At 57.8% G+C, this 20,603-nt stretch carries 23 protein-coding genes; 18 read left to right on the forward strand and 5 right to left on the reverse strand.

Going from position 1 to position 20,603, the window contains the following annotated elements; all coding sequences use genetic code 11:
• Positions 1–139: 139 nt before the first annotated feature.
• A complete protein-coding gene (locus B195_RS03520; RefSeq protein WP_003443918.1) occupies positions 140–1,108 on the reverse strand; it encodes a polyprenyl synthetase family protein in 969 nt (322 codons plus the stop codon).
• Positions 1,109–1,349: 241 nt separating this feature from the next.
• Between B195_RS03520 and rplU the strand changes: the two genes are divergently transcribed.
• The 5 genes from rplU to B195_RS03545 all read left to right on the forward strand — a co-directional run bounded on the left by rplU (position 1,350) and on the right by B195_RS03545 (position 5,116).
• Entirely contained in the window at positions 1,350–1,664 is a 315-nt protein-coding gene (gene rplU / locus B195_RS03525) for a 50S ribosomal protein L21 (RefSeq protein ID WP_003443915.1), read from the forward strand.
• A 34-nt stretch (positions 1,665–1,698) separates the two neighbouring features.
• Positions 1,699–1,974 (forward strand): 50S ribosomal protein L27, encoded by a 276-nt coding sequence (gene rpmA / locus B195_RS03530; protein ID WP_003443913.1) that lies wholly within the window; start codon positions 1,699–1,701, stop codon positions 1,972–1,974.
• A 197-nt stretch (positions 1,975–2,171) separates the two neighbouring features.
• Positions 2,172–3,398, forward strand: a complete 1,227-nt coding sequence (cgtA, locus tag B195_RS03535) for an Obg family GTPase CgtA (RefSeq protein WP_003443910.1) — start codon at positions 2,172–2,174, stop codon at positions 3,396–3,398.
• 123 nt (positions 3,399–3,521) lie between these two features.
• Complete coding sequence (gene proB, locus B195_RS03540) at positions 3,522–4,640, forward strand: glutamate 5-kinase (RefSeq protein WP_003443907.1); 1,119 nt, start codon at positions 3,522–3,524, stop codon at positions 4,638–4,640.
• Between the two features lie 14 nt (positions 4,641–4,654).
• Positions 4,655–5,116: a CreA family protein gene (locus B195_RS03545; RefSeq protein WP_003443905.1), complete on the forward strand. Its 462-nt coding sequence runs from the start codon at positions 4,655–4,657 to the stop codon at positions 5,114–5,116.
• 238 nt (positions 5,117–5,354) lie between these two features.
• Here B195_RS03545 and rpsT read toward each other — a convergent pair whose 3' ends face one another.
• Positions 5,355–5,633 carry a 30S ribosomal protein S20 gene (gene rpsT, locus B195_RS03550; protein ID WP_003443902.1) on the reverse strand — a complete coding sequence of 93 codons (279 nt, stop codon included), beginning with the start codon at positions 5,631–5,633 and terminating at the stop codon, positions 5,355–5,357.
• Between the two features lie 250 nt (positions 5,634–5,883).
• Between rpsT and murJ the strand changes: the two genes are divergently transcribed.
• The 6 genes from murJ to ispH all read left to right on the forward strand — a co-directional run bounded on the left by murJ (position 5,884) and on the right by ispH (position 13,270).
• The gene (murJ, locus tag B195_RS03555; RefSeq protein WP_003443899.1) at positions 5,884–7,422 is read left to right on the forward strand and encodes a murein biosynthesis integral membrane protein MurJ; all 1,539 of its coding nucleotides are present in this window, start codon (positions 5,884–5,886) and stop codon (positions 7,420–7,422) included.
• A 118-nt stretch (positions 7,423–7,540) separates the two neighbouring features.
• Positions 7,541–8,491, forward strand: coding sequence for a bifunctional riboflavin kinase/FAD synthetase (ribF, locus tag B195_RS03560; protein WP_003443896.1), 951 nt, complete (start codon positions 7,541–7,543; stop codon positions 8,489–8,491).
• Positions 8,488–11,319 carry an isoleucine--tRNA ligase gene (ileS, locus tag B195_RS03565; RefSeq protein ID WP_003443893.1) on the forward strand — a complete coding sequence of 944 codons (2,832 nt, stop codon included), beginning with the start codon at positions 8,488–8,490 and terminating at the stop codon, positions 11,317–11,319. Before ribF ends, ileS begins: the two co-directional genes overlap by 4 nt.
• Positions 11,312–11,827: a signal peptidase II gene (gene lspA / locus B195_RS03570; RefSeq protein ID WP_003443891.1), complete on the forward strand. Its 516-nt coding sequence runs from the start codon at positions 11,312–11,314 to the stop codon at positions 11,825–11,827. The genes ileS and lspA overlap by 8 nt, the downstream gene beginning before the upstream one ends.
• A complete protein-coding gene (gene fkpB, locus B195_RS03575) occupies positions 11,820–12,257 on the forward strand; it encodes an FKBP-type peptidyl-prolyl cis-trans isomerase (RefSeq protein ID WP_003443888.1) in 438 nt (145 codons plus the stop codon). The genes lspA and fkpB overlap by 8 nt, the downstream gene beginning before the upstream one ends.
• A gap of 65 nt (positions 12,258–12,322) precedes the next feature.
• Positions 12,323–13,270, forward strand: a complete 948-nt coding sequence (gene ispH, locus B195_RS03580) for a 4-hydroxy-3-methylbut-2-enyl diphosphate reductase (RefSeq protein ID WP_003443885.1) — start codon at positions 12,323–12,325, stop codon at positions 13,268–13,270.
• On the opposite strand, the gene B195_RS03585 is transcribed toward ispH, so the two are convergent.
• Positions 13,267–13,782, reverse strand: coding sequence for a GspH/FimT family protein (locus B195_RS03585; protein ID WP_029612193.1), 516 nt, complete (start codon positions 13,780–13,782; stop codon positions 13,267–13,269). The two genes, ispH and B195_RS03585, sit on opposite strands and share 4 nt — an antisense overlap.
• A gap of 237 nt (positions 13,783–14,019) precedes the next feature.
• On the opposite strand from B195_RS03585, the gene pilV reads away from it, so the two are divergent.
• From pilV to thiO, 5 genes are read left to right on the forward strand one after another with little or no spacing between them, the layout of a single operon-like run.
• The gene (gene pilV / locus B195_RS03590; RefSeq protein WP_003443879.1) at positions 14,020–14,493 is read left to right on the forward strand and encodes a type IV pilus modification protein PilV; all 474 of its coding nucleotides are present in this window, start codon (positions 14,020–14,022) and stop codon (positions 14,491–14,493) included.
• Positions 14,490–15,185 (forward strand): hypothetical protein, encoded by a 696-nt coding sequence (locus tag B195_RS03595; protein ID WP_003443878.1) that lies wholly within the window; start codon positions 14,490–14,492, stop codon positions 15,183–15,185. Before pilV ends, B195_RS03595 begins: the two co-directional genes overlap by 4 nt.
• 8 nt (positions 15,186–15,193) lie before the next feature.
• Positions 15,194–15,736: a PilX N-terminal domain-containing pilus assembly protein gene (locus tag B195_RS03600; protein ID WP_003443876.1), complete on the forward strand. Its 543-nt coding sequence runs from the start codon at positions 15,194–15,196 to the stop codon at positions 15,734–15,736.
• A 9-nt stretch (positions 15,737–15,745) separates the two neighbouring features.
• Entirely contained in the window at positions 15,746–16,147 is a 402-nt protein-coding gene (locus B195_RS03605) for a type IV pilin protein (protein WP_003443874.1), read from the forward strand.
• 32 nt (positions 16,148–16,179) lie between these two features.
• Positions 16,180–17,292, forward strand: a complete 1,113-nt coding sequence (gene thiO / locus B195_RS03610; RefSeq protein ID WP_003443872.1) for a glycine oxidase ThiO — start codon at positions 16,180–16,182, stop codon at positions 17,290–17,292.
• A gap of 69 nt (positions 17,293–17,361) precedes the next feature.
• Here thiO and B195_RS03615 read toward each other — a convergent pair whose 3' ends face one another.
• A complete protein-coding gene (locus tag B195_RS03615; protein WP_003443869.1) occupies positions 17,362–17,592 on the reverse strand; it encodes a PP0621 family protein in 231 nt (76 codons plus the stop codon).
• 118 nt (positions 17,593–17,710) lie between these two features.
• Positions 17,711–18,724: an outer membrane protein assembly factor BamD gene (locus tag B195_RS03620; protein WP_003443867.1), complete on the reverse strand. Its 1,014-nt coding sequence runs from the start codon at positions 18,722–18,724 to the stop codon at positions 17,711–17,713.
• 148 nt (positions 18,725–18,872) lie between these two features.
• Between B195_RS03620 and rluD the strand changes: the two genes are divergently transcribed.
• Together rluD and pgeF are read left to right on the forward strand one after the other, a co-directional pair.
• Complete coding sequence (gene rluD / locus B195_RS03625) at positions 18,873–19,835, forward strand: 23S rRNA pseudouridine(1911/1915/1917) synthase RluD (protein WP_003443864.1); 963 nt, start codon at positions 18,873–18,875, stop codon at positions 19,833–19,835.
• On the forward strand, positions 19,832–20,563 hold the full coding sequence (gene pgeF, locus B195_RS03630) for a peptidoglycan editing factor PgeF (protein WP_003443861.1): 732 nt from the start codon (positions 19,832–19,834) through the stop codon (positions 20,561–20,563). The genes rluD and pgeF overlap by 4 nt, the downstream gene beginning before the upstream one ends.
• Positions 20,564–20,603 lie beyond the last annotated feature (40 nt).

A 20,603-nucleotide genomic window follows, 5' to 3' on the forward strand; every position in this document is an offset into this window, starting at 1 on the left:
ATTATATAGGGTTTTGTTGGTGCGCGGTGGTTAGGGATGTGACGAACCTGTGGGAGCGGGCTTGCCAGCGATTGCATCACCTTGCCATCACTGATGGATCGAGGTGTATGCATCGCTGGCAAACCAGCTCCCACAAGGTTTAGTGCGTGCGGGCGACCGCGAACTCGCTCAGCTCAACCAGTGCGTCGCGGTATTCGCTGGGCGGCAGGCTTTCAAGGCAGGCAATTGCACGGGCTACATAATCACGCGCCAGTTGTGCGGTGTATTCCAGTGAACCGGACTCCTCCACGGCAACGCGAATGCTCTCCAGGTCTTCAATGCCACCTTTTTGAATCGCTTTACGAACCAGAGCGGCCTGTTCGGCCGTGCCTTCGCGCATGGTGTAGATCAGCGGCAAGGTCGGTTTGCCCTCTGCCAGATCGTCGCCCACGTTTTTGCCCAGGGTTTCGGCATCGCCACGGTAGTCGAGCAAGTCGTCTACCAGCTGGAACGCCACACCCAGGTGATCGCCAAAGGTACGCAATGCTTCGCTCTGTTCAGGTGTGGCACCGGCCAGGGCCGCAGCGCTGTGGGTCGAGGCCTCGAACAGCATCGCGGTTTTGCCGCGAATCACTTCCATGTAGGTTTCTTCGGTGGTGCTGGCGTCGCGCACTTTGGACAGTTGCAGTACTTCGCCTTCGGCAATGATGCGGGTGGCTTGCGACAGGATTTTCATCACTGGCATCGAGCCCAGCTCGACCATCATTTCGAAGGAGCGCGAGTACAGGAAGTCGCCGACCAGTACGCTTGGGGCATTGCCCCAGGTTGCATTGGCGGTCTTGCGGCCGCGGCGCATGCCGGACATGTCCACAACATCGTCGTGGAGCAGGGTCGCGGTGTGCAGGAACTCAATGGTCGCGGCCAGCAAGCGCAAGTCGTCGCCTTCGCGGCCCAGGGCCTTGCCGCACAACAACACTAATAAAGGACGAAGGCGTTTGCCGCCGGCCGAAGTGATGTAGTCGCCGATTTTTGAGACCAGCGGGACGCGTGAAGTCAGCTGCTTCTTGATGATGTCGTCGACGGCGCTAAAATCGTCCGCCACCGCGCGGTAGAAAGCTTGGGGTTGCATCAGCGACAGTTGCTCCAGAAGGGTTGCGCGGCATGCTAGGTCGGGGGGCTGGGCCTGTCAAGGCGTGATGGGCGGCCCCTTGCAACCCTGACGTGGCTTGCGTACAATCGCGCACCCTGAACTTCCTGGGCAGCACCTGCCTTACGCAATTGCACTTGGGCCGTTCCAGCCCCATGCAGCCATGCCAGCCAATACCTTTACCTATAAAGAGCTGGGTGAGCAGGATTATCGGAGAAATACCATGTCGTACGCAGTAATCGTTACTGGTGGCAAGCAATACAAAGTAGCACCAGGTGAATACCTGAAGATCGAGAAACTGGAAATCGCCACTGGCGAATCCGTAACTTTTGATCGCGTTCTGTTGGTCGCCAATGGCGACGACGTTAACATCGGCGCTCCAGTTGTTCCTGGCGCCACTGTTGTTGCTGAAGTGATTTCCCAAGGTCGTCACGACAAGATCCGCATCATCAAGTTCCGTCGTCGTAAGCACCACATGAAGCGTATGGGCCACCGCCAGTGGTACACCGAGATCAAAATCACCGGTATTCAGGCTTAATTTCAGCCTAATTCCTCACTAGGAGAATTGACTCATGGCACACAAAAAAGCTGGTGGTAGTACCCGTAACGGTCGCGACTCAGAAGCCAAACGCCTTGGCGTGAAGATGTATGGCGGCCAGGCTATCATCCCGGGCAACATCATCGTGCGTCAGCGCGGCACTCAATTCCACGCTGGCTACGGCGTTGGTATGGGTAAAGATCACACCCTGTTCGCGAAAGTGGAAGGCGTGATCAAGTTCCAGGTTAAGGGCGCCTTCGGTCGTCGCTATGTAAGCATCGTTCCGAAGACTGCAGTCGTCGCGGCGTAAAAGCTTGGTAGCTGGAAGAGCCCTGTCTTGCGACGGGGCTTTTTCGTTTGTGGGGTGAGTCTCTTGCAAAACTGTTTGTATGGGCTGCCGGCGCTGGATTTAACGGTCGTTGATTGAGGTCGCTGCGCTCATTTTTGCAAGAGTCTTATGTCTTGGTTTTTATCGGCTCGTCCTGATGACGAGAGGCGCGTTTTGTTATGAAGTTTGTTGATGAAGTATCGATCAAAGTAAAAGCTGGCGACGGTGGTAACGGTTGCATGAGTTTCCGTCGCGAAAAATTCATCGAGAACGGTGGTCCGAACGGTGGTGATGGTGGTGACGGCGGCTCGATCTATATGGTCGCTGACGAAAACCTCAACACTCTGGTTGACTACCGTTACACGCGTCACTTTGACGCTCAGCGCGGTTCGAATGGCGGCAGCGCCGATTGCACCGGCCGTAAAGGCGAAGACATGATTCTGCGGGTTCCGGTCGGTACGACCGTGATTGACGCAGGCACCCAGGAAATCATCGGCGACCTGACCAAGGCCGGCCAGCGTTTGCTGGTTGTGCATGGCGGCTGGCACGGTCTGGGTAACACCCGTTTCAAATCCAGTACCAACCGGGCTCCGCGCCAGACCACTCCGGGCAAGCCGGGTGAGCAGCGCGACCTGAAACTGGAATTGAAAGTACTGGCTGATGTCGGTTTGCTGGGCTTGCCGAATGCGGGCAAAAGTACCTTTATCCGTTCGGTATCTGCAGCCAAGCCTAAAGTGGCGGATTATCCGTTCACCACCCTGGTGCCAAACCTGGGCGTAGTCAGTGTCGATCGCTGGAAGAGCTTCGTGATCGCGGATATTCCCGGTCTGATCGAAGGTGCTTCCGACGGTGCCGGCCTGGGGATTCGCTTCCTCAAGCACTTGGCCCGTACGCGTTTGTTGCTGCACCTTGTGGACATGGCGCCAGTTGAAGGCACCGACAGCGCTGCAGATACTGCTGAAGTCATCGTCAACGAGCTGACCAAATTCAGCCCGTCGCTGGCTGAGCGTGATCGCTGGCTGGTGCTGAACAAGTGCGATTCGTTGCCTGAAGAAGAGCACGATGCGCGGGTCAAGGAAGTTGTGGATCGCCTTGAGTGGACCGGTCCGGTGTATGTGATCTCGGCCATTGCCAAGATTGGCACCGAGAAGCTTTGCCACGACATCATGCGTTATCTCGAAGATCGTGCCGATCGTCTGGCCAATGACCCTGCCTACAAGGCTGAGTTGAGTGAGCTTGATCAGCGCATCGAAGATGAAGCGCGTGCCCAGTTGCAGGCGCTGGATGATCAGCGTGCCCTGCGCCGCAGCGGCGTGAAGAGCGTCCACGACATCGGTGAAGATGACTGGGACGAAGAAGATGTTGATGATGAAGATGGTCCGGAAATCATTTACGTCCGCGACTGATTCCTTGCAGTAAACTGAAGCGCCGCTCAATCGAGCGGCGTTTTGGCATCTACGAAACGGTAATCAAAATAATTCCATGGGCAGCGCTCGGTCGTGCTGCTCTCAGGCATAGGTTGGATGATGATGCGGAGCAAGGTGACGGGTGCGCGGCGTTGGGTCGTAAAGATCGGCAGCGCATTGCTGACAGCGGATGGCAAGGGTCTGGATCGCGCGGCGATGGGCGTCTGGGTCGAGCAAATGGTGGCCCTGCACGAGGCAGGCGTGGAGCTGGTGCTGGTATCTTCCGGTGCGGTAGCGGCCGGGATGAGTCGTCTCGGCTGGACAGTCCGACCCAGTGCGATGCATGAGCTGCAGGCGGCTGCGGCCATTGGTCAGATGGGGTTGGTGCAGGCCTGGGAGTCGAGCTTCGCCGAGCATTCCCGGCACACCGCGCAAATTCTCCTGACCCATGATGACCTGTCTGACCGCAAGCGTTACCTGAATGCCCGCAGTACGTTGCGCGCGTTGGTCGAGCTGGGTGTGATCCCGGTCATCAATGAAAACGACACCGTGGTTACCGATGAAATCCGCTTTGGTGATAACGATACGCTGGCGGCGCTGGTGGCCAATCTGGTCGAGGCTGATCTGCTGGTCATTCTGACGGATCGTGATGGCATGTTTGATGCGGATCCACGCAACAACCCGGATGCCAAAATGATCTACGAGGCGCGTGCCGATGATCCGGCGCTGGATGCCGTGGCGGGCGGTACGGGCGGTGCGCTGGGGCGTGGCGGCATGCAGACCAAGTTGCGGGCGGCGCGTCTGGCGGCCCGTTCCGGGGCGCACACCATTATCGTCGGCGGTCGTCTGGAGCGGGTGCTGGATCGCCTGAAGGCTGGGGAGCGCCTGGGTACATTGCTGTCTCCAGAGCGCGGCATGCTGGCTGCGCGCAAGCAGTGGCTGGCCGGGCATCTGCAGACCCGTGGCACGCTGGTGCTGGATGATGGCGCTGTGTCTGCGTTGTCCCAGGGTAATAAAAGCTTGCTCCCTGTGGGTGTCAAAGCGGTGCAGGGCGGCTTCCGTCGCGGCGAAATGGTGGTGTGCGTGGCGGCGGACGGTCGAGAGATTGCCCGTGGTCTGGCCAACTACAGTGCGGGCGAAGCGCAGAAAATAATCGGACAGTCGTCAGATGCGATTGTCGGTTTGTTGGGGTATATGGCGGAACCTGAACTGGTTCATCGCGATAATCTGATCCTGGTCTGATTTTGAGGTGTGGCATGCGCTTGATTAGCGGTTTGTTGGGGTTGATGTTGGCGATGCCGTTGCTGGCTTCTGCCGAAGAAATCGGCACGGTGTCGACGGTGTTCAAGTTTGTCGGGCCCAATGACCGGATTGTGGTCGAGGCTTTCGATGATCCCAAGGTTGACGGGGTTACCTGCTATCTGTCGCGTGCCAAGACCGGCGGCATGAAGGGCGGGCTGGGGCTGGCCGAGGATCGTGCCGAGGCCTCCATTGCGTGTCGTCAGACGGGCGCTATCAGCTTCAAGGGTGACTTGAAGGATGGCGAGGAGGTATTCAAGGAGCGTACATCGCTGGTGTTCAAGACCATGCAGGTGGTGCGATTCCTCGACAAAAAGCGCAATACACTGGTTTACCTGGTGTATAGCGACCGCCTGATCGAAGGCAGTCCGCAGAATGCGGTGACGGCGATCCCGATTTTGCCGTGGCCGCACGAGTAACGGCTCTTGATAAAAAAAGCTGCGACGGGGTAAAGCCTTTCGCGGCTTTTTTTGTGCCTGCGCAATGCTGGGGCTGTGGTGGTTCTGTAGGTGCTGACGAACGCAGCAGCCGTATATCTTGCGGGCGCTGTGCGCTCGATCGCAGTCTCGCGCAGATCCTGTAGGCCGGGTCGCTCTGGCATAAAACGCAGGCAATAAAAAACCGACCCGGAGGTCGGTTTTTTAAAAAGCTTATCGCTTAAGCGGCTGTCGCAAGGTTCAGTGCCTTGACGTGGCCATTCAGGCGGCTCTTATGGCGAGCAGCTTTGTTCTTGTGGATGATGCCTTTATCGGCCATACGGTCGATAACAGGGACAGCCAGAACATAAGCAGCTTGCGCTTTAGCAGCGTCTTTTGCGTCGATGGCCTTAACTACATTCTTGATGTAGGTACGAACCATGGAACGCAGGCTGGCGTTGTGGCTGCGACGCTTCTCAGCCTGTTTTGCACGTTTTTTGGCGGAAGGTGTGTTGGCCACCGTCGAGCTCCTCGAAAGACTTTTGGGAAATAACAAACAAAATAGGCCGCGAATCATGCCGATGACGACAACTCTTGTCAAGGGCGATTGATACGATCCGCTGAGTGGTGGATCGAGGGAGACGGGAGATTTATTTCCGGCGCTTGACCTGTAAACTCGCGAGCTTGGCTCTGTGCTGTTGCGGCGCGCAGTATCGCATAAGTGGGCGCTTTGTTCGCCTGCTCTTTCTCTATAGGCAAAAACTCTTTCAATGAATTTGCTCAAATCGTTAGCGGCCGTCAGCTCTATCACAATGATTTCAAGGGTTCTGGGCTTTGTTCGTGACACCATTATTGCGCGCACCTTTGGTGCCGGAATGGCCACGGATGCGTTCTTTATTGCCTTCAAATTGCCCAATCTGCTGCGCAGGATCTTCGCCGAGGGGGCTTTTTCCCAAGCCTTTGTGCCGATTCTGGCCGAATACAAAAGTCAGCAAGGCGAGGAGGCGACACGCACATTTGTTGCTTACGTGGCCGGACTGCTGACATTGGTGCTGGCGATCGTGACCATTTTGGGGATGATCGCCGCGCCTTGGGTGATCTGGGCTACGGCGCCGGGTTTTGCCACCACCCCGGAAAAGTTCGAGCTCACTTCCGATATGTTGCGGGTTACGTTCCCTTATATATTGCTGATCTCGTTGTCATCGCTGGCAGGGGCGATCCTCAACACCTGGAACCGGTTTTCGGTGCCGGCCTTCGTGCCGACTTTGCTTAACGTCAGCATGATTATTTTTGCCCTGTTTCTGACGCCATACTTCGATCCGCCGGTCATGGCCCTGGGGTGGGCGGTACTGGTCGGCGGTTTAGCCCAGCTGTTATTTCAGCTACCGCACCTGAAAAAAATCGGCATGCTGGTGCTTCCGCGGCTCAACCTGCGGGATACCGGGGTGTGGAGGGTCATGAAGCAGATGCTGCCGGCCATTCTGGGAGTCTCGGTCAGTCAGATTTCGCTGATTATCAACACGATTTTTGCCTCCTTTCTGGTCGCCGGATCGGTGTCCTGGATGTATTACGCAGACCGTTTGATGGAGTTGCCGTCTGGCGTACTGGGTGTGGCGTTGGGTACGATTCTGTTGCCGACGCTGTCAAAAACCTACGCCAACAAGGATCGCCATGAGTATTCGCGAATCCTCGATTGGGGGCTGCGCCTGTGCTTTGTGCTGGTATTGCCGTGTTCTCTGGCGCTGGCCATCCTCGCAGAGCCGTTGACCGTGTCGCTGTTTCAATACGGCCAGTTCACTGCGCTGGACTCGGCCATGACCCAGCGTGCCCTGATTGCCTACTCGTTCGGATTGCTCGGGATTATTTTGATCAAAGTCCTGGCGCCGGGGTTCTACGCCCAGCAGAACATACGCACGCCGGTAAAAATCGCAGTATTCACTCTGGTCATCACGCAATTGCTCAATCTGGTATTTATCGTGCCGTTGCAGCATGCAGGCCTGGCGCTGGCGATCAGTGTCGGTGCCTGTATCAATGCCGGCTTGCTGTTTTGGCAGATACGCAAACAGAAGTTGTTTGTCGCTCAGCCGGGCTGGGGCAAATACCTGTTCAAGCTGGTGCTGGCCGTGGCCGTGATGTGCGCTGTTCTGTTGGGGCTGATGCAACTGATGCCGGCCTGGGACCAGGGCCATATGCTGGAGCGCTTCATGCGTTTGGGCGGGTTGGTGGTTGCGGGTGTACTGGTTTATTTCGGCATGTTATTGCTGCTGGGCTTGCGTTTGAAAGATTTCGCCCGCAAGTCTCTTGTGTGAGGTAATTGCAGGTCAGACGTCTATTTTGTCGATTTGACCTGATTTGCCTTGCGCTGTTGCCTGTCGTACAGGGCTGGGTGTGGTTATAATCGGCCACTTTATGAGCAAGAAGCGCGTTATGCAGCTGGTTCGAGGCCTTCACAATCTGCGGCCCCAACATCGGGGCTGTGTCGCCACTATTGGCAACTTTGACGGTGTACACCGTGGTCACCAGGCTATCCTGGAGCGGCTGCGTGAACGTGCACTGGAGTTGGGCGTGCCCAGCTGCGTGGTGATTTTTGAGCCGCAGCCGCGCGAATTTTTTGCCCCTGAGACCGCTCCGGCGCGTCTGGCCCGGCTGCGCGACAAGCTGCAGCTATTGGCTGACGCCGGGGTAGATCGGGTGCTGTGCCTGGCGTTCAATCAACGTCTGTGCGAACTCAGTGCTGCCGAGTTCGTCGACACGATTCTTGTCGACGGTCTGGGTGTACAGCACCTGGAGGTCGGTGACGACTTCCGTTTTGGCTGTGACCGGGTCGGCGACTTTGATTTCCTGCAACAAGCGGGTGTCATGCAAAACTTTACCGTCGAAGCGGCGCAAACCGTTGAACTTGATGGTGTACGTATCAGCAGCACCAAGGTGCGTGATGCCCTGGCCGGTGCTGACTTCGGTCTCGCAGAGCGCTTGCTGGGCCGTCCGTTTCAAATTGCTGGCAGGGTATTGCACGGGCAGAAGCTGGCGCGCCAGCTGGGTACGCCGACTGCCAATATCCAGCTCAAGCGTCGTCGGGTTCCGTTGACCGGGGTTTATCTGGTGAGCGTTGAAGTCGACGGGAAAACCTGGCCGGGCGTCGCCAATATTGGCGTCAGGCCAACCGTTGCAGGGGATGGCAGCGCCCATCTTGAAGTACATCTGTTGGATTACGCCGGCGACTTGTATGGTCGGCGTTTGACCGTGGCATTCCACCACAAGCTGCGTGATGAGCAGCGTTTCGCCTCCCTTGAGGCGCTCAAGACGGCGATCAATGCGGACGTCGCCGCCGCCCGAGCCTATTGGCTGGGTCAACCGCTTAAAAAGAGCCTGAAATGACCGACTACAAAGCCACGCTAAACCTTCCGGACACAGCCTTCCCAATGAAGGCCGGCCTGCCACAGCGCGAACCGCAAATTTTGCAGCGCTGGGACAGCATTGGCCTGTACGGGAAGTTGCGCGAGATTGGCAAGGATCGTCCGAAGTTCGTACTTCACGACGGTCCTCCGTACGCCAACGGCACGATTCACATCGGTCATGCGCTGAACAAGATTCTGAAGGACATGATCATCCGCTCGAAAACCCTGTCGGGTTTCGATGCGCCGTACGTGCCGGGCTGGGACTGTCACGGACTGCCGATCGAGCACAAGGTGGAAGTGACCCACGGTAAAAACCTGAGCCCGGATAAAACCCGCGAGCTTTGCCGTGCCTATGCCACCGAGCAGATCGAAGGCCAGAAGTCCGAATTCATCCGTCTGGGTGTGCTGGGTGATTTTGCCAACCCGTACAAAACCATGGACTTCAAAAACGAAGCCGGTGAAATCCGTGCTTTGGCCGAAATCGTCAAAGGCGGTTTCGTGTTTAAAGGCCTCAAGCCTGTGAACTGGTGTTTCGACTGTGGTTCGGCCCTGGCTGAAGCGGAAGTCGAGTACCAGGACAAAAAATCCGCGGCCATCGATGTTGCATTCCCGATTGCCGACGAAGCCAGGCTGGCCGAGGCCTTTGGTCTGGCGACATTGAGCAAGCCGACATCGATCGTGATCTGGACCACCACTCCGTGGACCATCCCGGCCAACCAGGCGCTTAACGTGCACCCCGAGTTCACCTATGCGCTGGTCGACGTGGGCGACCGGTTACTGGTACTGGCTGAAGAGCTGGTCGAGTCGAGCCTGGCCCGCTACAACCTGCAAGGTTCGGTCATCGCCACCACCACCGGTACTGCGCTTGAACTGATCAACTTCCGTCACCCGTTCTACGACCGTCTGTCGCCAGTCTATCTGGCCGAGTACGTTGAGCTGGGCGCAGGCACCGGCGTGGTTCACTCCGCCCCGGCTTACGGCGTAGACGACTTCGTGACCTGCAAAGCCTATGGCATGGTCAACGATGAGATTATCAACCCGGTTCAAAGCAACGGCGTTTACGTACCGTCGCTGGAATTCTTTGGTGGCCAGTTCATCTGGAAGGCCAACCAGAACATCATCGACAAGCTGATCGAAGTCGGTTCGCTGATGTTCACTGAAACCATCAGCCACAGCTACATGCACTGCTGGCGCCACAAAACGCCGCTGATCTACCGCGCAACCGCGCAGTGGTTTATCGGTATGGACAAGGAGCCGGTTGTCGGCGACACCTTGCGCACCCGTGCGATCAAGGCCATCGAAGACACCCAGTTCGTTCCGGCCTGGGGCCAGGCCCGCCTGCATTCGATGATCGCCAACCGTCCGGACTGGTGCATCTCGCGTCAGCGCAACTGGGGCGTGCCGATACCGTTCTTCCTGAACAAGGAAAGCGGCGAGCTGCACCCGCGTACCGTCGAAATGATGGAAGAAGTGGCCAAGCGCGTCGAAGTCGAAGGCATTGAAGCCTGGTTCAAGATGGATGCTGCCGAGCTGCTGGGCGACGAAGCGCCGCTGTACGACAAGATCAGCGACACTCTGGACGTCTGGTTCGATTCGGGCACCACGCACTGGCATGTTCTGCGCGGCTCGCACCCTATGGGCCACGAGACAGGTCCGCGTGCCGACCTCTATCTTGAAGGTTCCGATCAGCATCGTGGCTGGTTCCACTCGTCGCTGCTGACCGGTTGCGCCATCGACAACCACGCGCCGTACCGCGAACTGCTGACCCACGGTTTCACCGTGGATGAGGCCGGGCGCAAAATGTCCAAGTCCCTGGGCAACGTGATTGCACCGCAAAAGGTCAACGACACCCTGGGTGCAGACATCATGCGTCTGTGGGTTGCTTCGACTGACTACTCGGGGGAAATCGCGGTTTCTGACCAGATCCTGCAGCGCAGTGCGGACGCCTACCGGCGTATCCGCAACACCGCTCGCTTCCTGCTCTCGAACCTGAGCGGCTTCAACCCGGCTACCGATATCCTGCCGGCCGAAGAAATGCTGGCCCTGGACCGTTGGGCGGTTGACCGCGCACTGCTGCTGCAGCGCGAGCTGGAGCTGCATTACGGCGAATACCGTTTCTGGAACGTGTACTCCAAGGTGCACAACTTCTGCGTGCAAGAGCTGGGCGGCTTCTACCTCGACATCATCAAGGACCGTCAGTACACCACTGGCGCCAACAGCAAGGCCCGTCGTTCGTGCCAGACCGCGCTGTTCCATATCAGCGAAGCGCTGGTGCGCTGGATCGCGCCGATCCTGTCGTTCACTGCTGACGAGCTGTGGCAATACCTGCCGGGCGAGCGCAACGAATCGGTGATGCTCAATACCTGGTACGAAGGCCTGAGCGAGATGCCGGAAGGCACCGAGATGGATCGCGCCTACTGGGAGCGAATCATGGCGGTCAAGGTTGCAGTCAACAAAGAAATGGAAAACCTGCGCGCGGCCAAGGCCATTGGCGGCAACCTGCAGGCGGAAGTTACCCTGTTTGCCGAAGATGATCTGGCTGCAGACCTGTCCATGTTGAGCAACGAACTGCGTTTCGTACTGATCACCTCTACCGCCAGCGTTGCGCCGTTTGTCCAGGCACCGGCGGATGCAGTAGTCACCGAAGTCGCGGGCCTCAAGCTCAAAGTGGTCAAGTCGGCACACGCCAAGTGCGCCCGTTGCTGGCATTGCCGCGAAGACGTCGGTGTGAATCCGGAGCATCCGGAAATCTGCGGTCGTTGTGTCGACAACATCAGCGGCGCCGGCGAGGTACGTCACTATGCCTAATACCAGCAATGCCGGGCGCTTCGGGCGCCTGGGCTGGCTCTGGTTGACGTTGCTGGTCCTGGTCATTGACCAGGCCAGCAAGACCTACTTCGATGGCGCCCTGCAGATGTATCAGCGAATCGTGGTGATCCCCGATTTCTTCAGCTGGACCCTGGCCTATAACTCGGGTGCTGCCTTCAGCTTTCTGGCTGACAGCTCCGGCTGGCAGCGTTGGCTGTTTGCCCTGATTGCCGTGGTCGTCAGTGGGGTCCTGCTGGTGTGGCTCAAGCGTCTTGGACGTAACGACACCTGGCTGGCCATCGGGCTTGCACTGATCCTGGGCGGTGCGCTGGGCAACCTGTATGACCGCATCGCCTACGGGCATGTGATCGATTTCATTCTGGTGCATTGGGAACATCGACTGTTCCCTGCGTTCAATGTCGCAGACAGTGCGATTTGTGTCGGAGCAGTAATGCTGGCACTGGATATGTTCAAAAGTAAGAAGTCCGGAGAGTCAGCTCATGACTGAGCAACGTATTGGCCAGAACACAGAAGTCACCCTGCATTTCGCTTTGCGTCTTGAAAATGGCGACACCGTCGACAGCACGTTCGACAAGTCGCCTGCCACTTTCAAGGTCGGTGATGGCAGCCTGTTGCCAGGTTTTGAAGCCGCTCTGTTCGGCTTCAAGGCCGGTGACAAACGCACTCTGGAGATCCTTCCGGAAAACGCCTTTGGCCAGCCAAACCCGCAAAATGTGCAGATAATTCCACGTTCGCAGTTCAAGGACATGGAGTTGTCGGAAGGCTTGCTGGTGATCTTCAACGACGCGGCCAACACCGAGCTTCCGGGTGTGGTCAAAGTTTTTGACGATGAGCAAGTGACTATCGATTTCAACCACCCGTTGTCAGGCAAGACCCTGACGTTCGACGTGGAAATCAAAGACGTAAAAGCGCTGTAATTCAGTGCCCGGCGCAAGCCGGGCCTGATTGGCATTATTTTTCTGCGCGTCCCACGAGGCCCAGCATGCATATCAAACTCGCCAACCCCCGTGGCTTCTGCGCCGGGGTGGACCGGGCGATTGAAATCGTCAATCGCGCTCTGGAAGTATTCGGTCCGCCTATCTATGTTCGCCACGAAGTGGTGCACAACAAATTTGTCGTCGAAGACCTGCGCTCCCGTGGCGCAATCTTTGTTGAAGAGCTGGACCAGGTGCCGGACGATGTAATCCTCATTTTCAGTGCCCACGGTGTTTCCCAGGCTGTGCGTACCGAGGCTGCAGGCCGTGGCCTTAAAGTGTTCGATGCCACCTGTCCGCTGGTTACCAAGGTGCATATCGAAGTAGCCCGCTACAGCCGTGACGGCCGCGAATGCATTCTGATCGGCCATGCCGGTCACCCGGAAGTCGAAGGCACCATGGGTCAGTACGATGCCAGGAATGGCGGCGCCATTTACCTGGTCGAAGATGAAAAAGATGTCGCCAACCTGAATGTGATCAACCCGGAAAAACTGGCGTTTGTTACTCAGACCACCTTGTCGATGGACGATACCAGCCGGGTGATCGACGCTCTTCGCGCGCGTTTTCCGGCAATTGGCGGTCCGCGCAAGAATGACATCTGCTACGCCACGCAAAACCGCCAGGACGCCGTCAAGCAACTGGCTGACGAGTGTGATGTGGTGTTGGTGGTGGGCAGCCCCAACAGCTCCAACTCCAACCGTCTGCGTGAGTTGGCCGAGCGCATGGCAACCCCGGCGTACCTGATTGATGGTGCCGAAGACCTGCAGCAAAGCTGGTTTGAAGGGGTCGAGTCGATTGGTATCACGGCGGGTGCTTCGGCGCCTGAAGTGCTGGTACGCGGCGTGATACGCCAATTGCATGCCTGGGGCGCAACGGGCGCTGATGAATTGGCCGGTCGCGAAGAGAACATTACATTCTCCATGCCTAAAGAGCTGCGCGTTCGCTCGCTGCTTTAAGCGCATAAATCTTGCGCCGCCTGATTGCGGCGCAAGCTGATACGCCCACTTTTTGCCAGTACCACTTGATAGTGACTCAGGGCTGTCTGTGCCTGGCAAACATGCAACGTCCCGGCCTGAAACGCTCCGCCGATCAGCAAAGGTTCACCCAGCGGGTTGAACCGGACGTAGCTCTTAACGGGCGTATTACCGGCAATCGGTACCTGAAAGCTGCCTTGCCTCTCGGCCAGCACCGGATTGTCCGGATCGAGATGGCCCTGGCCGCTCAGATCCAGAATGGTCTTCCAGCCTCGGCTCCAGTCTTGTTCCTGTGCCTGTACGATCACGTATTGATGGCGTACCAGCGCCTCGGTGCGGGCATTACGCAGGCTGCCGGCCAGTTGCTCCGCCATGCCCAGGCGCCGTTGCTGTTCTATAAGTGTGTTGTAGACCGGGCTCGCGAACTGGACGGTCAGCGCAACGATCAACAGCGTGAATGACAGTTGGATCAGGCTCATGCCTCGTTGCTTCATGATGTCCTCCGTGACCATGCGCAATCCTTGCGCCCTTTGATGTATAGATCAGAAAAAAGACGACCTGGCCGGGCAACGGTTTCATCATGTTTAAGCTGTATTGCCTGTCCCGTGGCGTACTTGATCAGACGAACTGTCCTCGCGCGTCTTAGGCGCACTCCTACATGTAGAACCATCTCGCCAGACTAGGCTCTGGTTATGGCGACGCAGGACGTGGCGCCAGGAAAATGCTCAGGGATGGCACACATGTTTCGATCTGAAAAAAACCGTCAAACCGGAATGACCCTGATCGAGGTTCTGGTCGCGACGTTGATTTTATCCGGGGGCCTGCTGGGGGGCGCCGTGGCTCAGCTCAATGCCCTCAAACACACTGACAGCGCAATGATGAGCACCCAGGCCAATTTTATTGCCTACGACATGCTCGATCGGATTCGTGCCAACGCTGGCGCGGACTACAGTTTTTCAGGGGCGGACCTGCAGCAGGGGGTTGCCGGCCCGGGGAGCGTGCTGGGGCAGGATCTGAATGATTTCAAACGCAATATTCTTCAGTTCGGCGGTGCAAGTGCCAAGGGAGCCATCGCGCTCAGTGGTCAGCAGGTGACCATCACCCTGGAGTGGGATGACTCGCGCGCCAGCAATAGCCCCGGTTCGCTTCGAACCTTTACGCTGACCAGTCGAGTGGCAGCAGATGCCATTGAGCGTGCGTCGTGAGGCGTCCTGAAGCGGGGTTTGGCCTGATTGAGCTGATGCTGTCGCTGGGGTTGGGTTTGCTGGTGGTGCTGGGGCTGACCGAAGTTTTTTTAAGCGCGCGCGAAACCTACGCCAGCCAGCGATCATCCGCGTCGCTACAAGAAGACGCGCGCTACGTGCTGAGCAAAATCGCTCAGGAAGTTCGTATGGTCGGCATGTTCGGTTGTCTGTCGACTGATCGCATCATTGATGCACCTTCCGCTTTTCAGAGACCTATCTCCTGGCAGGGGCCGAAGGGATCCAGGTCGTTACATATGATCAGCGCTGACATAGGCCTTCAGGGAGCAAAGCCCGACTGGACCGTCATATCCGACTGTACGACGTTCGCGCAGGCATACAGCGGGGCGCGACTGTCTCTGGCACCCGGTGAAATAGCCTTTGCCCTGCGTGAGCTGCATTACCGTTTTGAAAACGGGCAATTGAAGTCCGGGGCCAATAATGCCGTGTTGCTGGACAATGTGGCGGCGTTTGACGTGAGCTTTGGGGTGGCCGATTCCTCGAGCACGCAGTCAGTTTTGCGCTATGAAGACAGTCCTGCCGATGTGGCCGGTATCCGCAGCGTGCGTATCGCCCTGGTCTTGCGAGATCCCGGGGGGCGGGTAAAAGATCAGGGCTATAACGTGCTGGTGGCTCTACGTAATCGACTGGCGTAGGGCGCGTCATGTGTTTTTCTTCGAGCACGCAACGCGGCGTGGCGCTATTGGCCAGTATGGTTTTCTTGCTGTTACTCACTCTGCTTGGCCTGACCGCCATGGAGACTGCAGTGCAGCAGGAGAAAATGACCGGCAGCGTCCAGCATGCCAATCATTCATTTCAGGCTGCCGAAACTGCACTGCGCAGCGGTGAGTCCTGGGTGGCTCTGCAGTGGTCCGCAATCGCGGTCTGCAGCTCACCTGCAAGATGCGCCCCGCCAGCAGAGGTGCGCACTCAGCTATCACCCGGAATACACCCGGTATCCGCAGTTCACTGGATAGGAGCTGCGGATGGGCTCTACGGTCTCCAGAACCTTGGTTTGAGCATTGCCCCGGCAGATTTTCCTGCGACCACTTTGACCCGTTTGTACCGCGTCACGGGCATTGGCCTGTACGGGCAGTCACGTACCGTCCTGGAGAGTGTTTATGCGCATTATCAGGACGAGGATGCCGAAGAGGGTGGGGCAGGCTCCCGGCAATTGAGCAGGATCATGTGGCGGCAAATCCAGTAGGAGGGCGTGATGCGCAGGCATGGGGCAGGCTTTACCCTGATCGAACTCGTTATCGTGGTGGCAATCGTCGGTTTTCTTGGGGCAGTGGTTTATCCGGTTTACAGCGGCTCGGTCCAGCGTGCCTACCGCGCTCAAATAGTGGTCTTGTTGTCGGAGCAATCCCAAAGTCTGGAGCGTTTTTATACGAAAAAAGGTTTATACAGTGGGGCGGAAAATCTTGGTTCGGGCAACGAGCACTATCTGATTACCCACGACCTCGCTGATCATGCCTTCTTGCTGACGGCTACCCGCAGAGCGGGCTCGTCCATGGCGGACGATGCGTGTGGGAATTTCACCTTGGCCCATACCGGTTTGACCGCAATTACCCAGGCCGCTCCGGACCTGACAGTGCAGCAGTGTTGGGGGCGCTAACAATTTATTTTCATTTTGGGCTGAGTTGATTGATGGCTAAGCAACAACGCGTAGTGATTGTAGGGGGCGGCGTTATCGGGCTGCTGACAGCGTTCAATCTGGCAGCCGAAGTCGGGCAGGTAACGCTTCTTGACCAGAGTGCTGTCGGGCAGGAGTCCTCCTGGGCCGGTGGCGGGATCGTTTCTCCGCTTTATCCCTGGCGCTACAACCCGGCTGTTACAGCCCTGGCTCACTGGTCGCAGGACTTTTATCCACAGTTGGCAGAACGTTTGTTTGCCGCTACAGGTGTAGATCCTGAAGTTCACACCACCGGTTTGTACTGGCTTGACCTTGAAGACGAGGCGCAAGCCCTGGTGTGGGCCAAGCGTGAAGGCCGGCCCTTGAGTACGGTCGAAATCTCTGCGGTTGAAGGGGCTGTACCGGTATTGGGGGGCGGTTATTCAAGGGCCATTTACATGGCCGAAGTGGCCAATGTGCGTAATCCGCGGCTGGTTAAATCACTGAAGGCCGCGTTGCAAGCCATGCCCAATGTCACCATCCATGAGCAGTGCGAGGTTCTGGGATTTATCCGTGAGGGCGAGAATGTCTGCGGCGTGAGCACGGCTCAGGGGGACATTCGCGGCGATGAGGTGGTGCTGGCGGCAGGTGCCTGGAGCGGTGAACTGCTCAGTAGTCTGGGCCTTGAATTGCCGGTAGTGCCTGTCAAAGGGCAGATGATTCTTTACAAGTGCGCACCTGACTTCTTGTCCTGCATGGTGCTGGCCAAAGGACGCTACGCGATTCCGCGGCGTGACGGGCATGTCTTGATTGGTAGCACCCTCGAGCACGAAGGTTTCGATAAAACCCCGACCCGAACAGCCCTGGAAAGCCTGCAGGCGTCTGCGATCGAGCTGATTCCGGCTCTGGCCGGTGTGCAGCCGGTGGGGCATTGGGCGGGATTACGGCCGGGCTCGCCTGAGGGAATTCCATATATTGGCCGGGTCGCAGGTGTTGGCGGGTTGTGGCTGAACTGCGGGCACTATCGCAATGGGCTGGTACTGGCTCCGGCGTCCTGTCAGTTGTTCGCCGACTTGCTTCTGGGGCGTGAACCGATCATCGATCCGGCGCCCTATGCACCGCAAGGACGCATCCAGAATATTGCTTGAAGCCTGTGGGAGCCCGCAATTGGCGGCTATTGCCGGCAAGCCGGCTCCCGCAAGTCCGGGGTGCTGGCTTTAATCCCGGGGCTTTGGTCCTTGTTCCAGATGGTTTTGCGTGCAATACCACTCTTGCTGCTGGTGCAGGGCGCGATCGCGGGGCAGGTGAACTCCGCAGTGGGCGCAACGAACCATGGGTTGAGCACCCGGGTCGACCGGGTTCTTAGTGGTTGCCAGCCCGGCTTTGTACTTGCGCCAAAACCACACGCCAGCAGCAATCAAAGCAGCCCAGATCAGTAAACGAAGCATGGTTATTCGCTATTCGAGAAAAGATGCGCCAGTTTAGCCAAGCTATTGGCAGGCGCACAGGACCAAATCGAACATAAAAAAAGAGCCCCGCAGGGCTCTTTTTACATGGGCTGGACGATTAGTCGAACAGACCCAGGGTCATGTAGCTGAACCAGGAGCGGCTTGGACCTTCCGGCTCAGGCTCCGGAATGACATTGCCGTCAGCATCTTTAGGCTTCAGATCAGACGGGATCGCGTCTTTGGCATCCTGATACTGCTTCTTGATGTCCAGGTTGGCACGGGTTTCACCCGGTGGCAGCGGTGTGCTGGATTCGATCAGGCCCAGTGTGGCCTTGCTCAACCAGGAGCGGTTATCCGAGTCGGAAACCTGTGGCACAAACTGACCGTCAACCAGGCTTGGGTGGTTCGGGTAGTTGTCTTTCAGTACTTCGAGGCTGGTGTTGGCCAGTTGATCGAGGTGCATGCGCTGATAGGACTCAACCATCACCGCAAGCCCGTCGCCGACTGCAGGGGTTTCCTGGAAGTTTTCGACCACATAGCGACCACGGTTGGCAGCAGCTACATAGGCTTGGCGGGTCAGGTAGTAGTCGGCTACGTGGATTTCATACGCAGCCAGCAAGTTACGCAGATAGATCATGCGTTGCTTGGCGTCGGGAGCGTAGCGGCTATTCGGGAAGCGGCTGGTGAGCTGGGCAAACTCGTTGTAGGAGTCGCGTGCAGCTCCAGGGTCGCGCTTGGTCATGTCCAGCGGCAGAAAGCGGGCCAGCAGGCCTACGTCCTGGTCAAACGAAGTCAAACCTTTGAGGTAATAGGCGTAATCAACGTTTGGATGCTGTGGGTGCAGGCGAATGAATCGCTCGGCAGCGGACTTGGCAGCTTCCGGTTCGGAGTTCTTGTAGTAGGCGTAGATCAGTTCGAGCTGGGCCTGATCGGCATAGCGTCCGAACGGATAGCGCGACTCTAAAGCCTTCAGCTTGGCGGTAGCACTGGTATAGCTGTGGTTATCCAGGTCGGCCTGCGCCTGCTGGTACAGCTCGACTTCGCTCAGGTTGTCGTCCACGACTTCTTTTGTCGACGAGCAGGCGGCGGTCAGTGCGAGGATGGCGATCAGCAGCAGGTGTCTCACTTGCATGGCGGCTTGCGTCCCTATGACGGCCGCTGTCTTGGGCGGGTCCGTCCTGTTATGATGAGCGCCCCGTGAAAAGCCTCGGGGCAAAAGACGCCGTATTTAACCACAAGCGCGCAGCCGAAACCAAAGGCTTGGCGCGGTCCTGATGAGCATGTCCGAGAAAATTCAACTTCGCGAAGAGGTGCCGTCCGAACTGGGTGGCCAACGCCTCGATCAAGTCGCCGCACAATTATTCGCTGAGCACTCGCGCTCGCGCCTTTCCGCCTGGATCAAAGACGGCCGCCTCACTGTGGACGGAGCGGTCATCCGCCCCCGTGACATCGTGCATGGTGGCGCCATCCTGGAGTTGACTGCCGAGCAGGAAGCCCAGGGTGAGTGGGTCGCCCAAGACATTCCTCTGGATATCGTTTACGAAGACGATGACATCCTGGTTATCAACAAGCCTGCCGGCTTGGTGGTACACCCGGCTGCCGGGCATGCCGACGGTACTTTGCTCAATGCGTTGCTGCATCACGTACCGGACATTATTAATGTGCCGCGTGCGGGGATCGTGCACCGTCTGGACAAAGACACCACCGGTCTGATGGTGGTCGCCAAGACCATCCAGGCGCAGACGCAACTGGTTACACAGTTGCAGAGCCGCAGTGTCAGCCGAATCTATGAGTGCATTGTCATTGGTGTCGTTACTGCCGGGGGCAAGATCGATGCGCCCATCGGCCGTCACGGCCAGCAACGCCAGCGTATGGCGGTAATGGAAGGCGGCAAGCAGGCGGTGAGTCATTACCGTGTGCTTGAGCGTTTCCGTTCCCACACCCATGTGCGGGTCAAGCTGGAAACCGGTCGTACGCACCAGATTCGTGTGCATATGTCCCACATCAACTTCCCGTTGGTCGGAGACCCTGCCTATGGCGGTCGCTTCCGTATCCCGCCGGCAGCCAGTGTGACGATGGTCGAATCCCTGAAAAACTTCCCGCGTCAGGCTCTGCACGCGCGCTTCCTTGAGTTGGATCATCCGACGACCGGTAAGCGCATGAGCTGGGAATCGCCACTTCCGGACGATTTTGTCTGGCTGTTGACGTTGCTCAAGCAAGACCGAGAGGCATTTGTCGGGTGAATACCTTCCTGATTCCTGACTGGCCAGCGCCGGCAGGCATCAGGGCCTGTGTGACCACCCGTGCGGGCGGCGTCAGTCTGGCGCCGTTCGACAGCTTCAACCTGGGCGACCATGTCGACGACGATCCCGTAGCCGTTGCACATAACCGCCAGCGCCTGACCCATGTTTTCGACGTACAGCCCGCTTGGCTCAGCCAGGTTCACGGGGTTGTGGTCGTGCCTGCCAATCCTGAACGTATCGTCGAAGCGGACGGCAGCTGGACAGCCACGCCCGGTATTGCCTGTACGGCGATGACGGCAGATTGCTTGCCCGTGCTGTTCTGCGATCGCGCCGGAACCCGGGTTGCTGCCGCCCACGCCGGTTGGCGCGGGCTGGCAGCAGGCGTACTTGAAGCAGCAGCCCTGAGTCTCAATGTTGAGCCCCGGGAGATTCTGGTATGGCTGGGCCCGGCGATTGGCCCCAAGGCATTTGAAGTCGGTGCCGAGGTGCGGGAAGTCTTTATAAATGACCTGCCCGATGCTGATGCCGCCTTTGTGCCCAGCATCAATCAAGGTCGTTTTATGGCCGATATCTATGAGCTGGCGCGCCTGCGTCTGGCTCGCATTGGGATTGGCGCGGTCTACGGCGGTGGTTTTTGCACCGTGAGCGACCCGCGTTTTTATTCCTACCGGCGCAGTCCTCGTACTGGCCGTTTCGCATCTCTGGTCTGGATCGAAAAGACCGCCTAGCTGATCTACGTCACTTCCTTCAGGCTTGAAACTCCCGGAA

It is taken from the genome of Pseudomonas sp. Lz4W, from assembly GCF_000346225.2.
Lineage (GTDB): Bacteria > Pseudomonadota > Gammaproteobacteria > Pseudomonadales > Pseudomonadaceae > Aquipseudomonas > Aquipseudomonas paraversuta.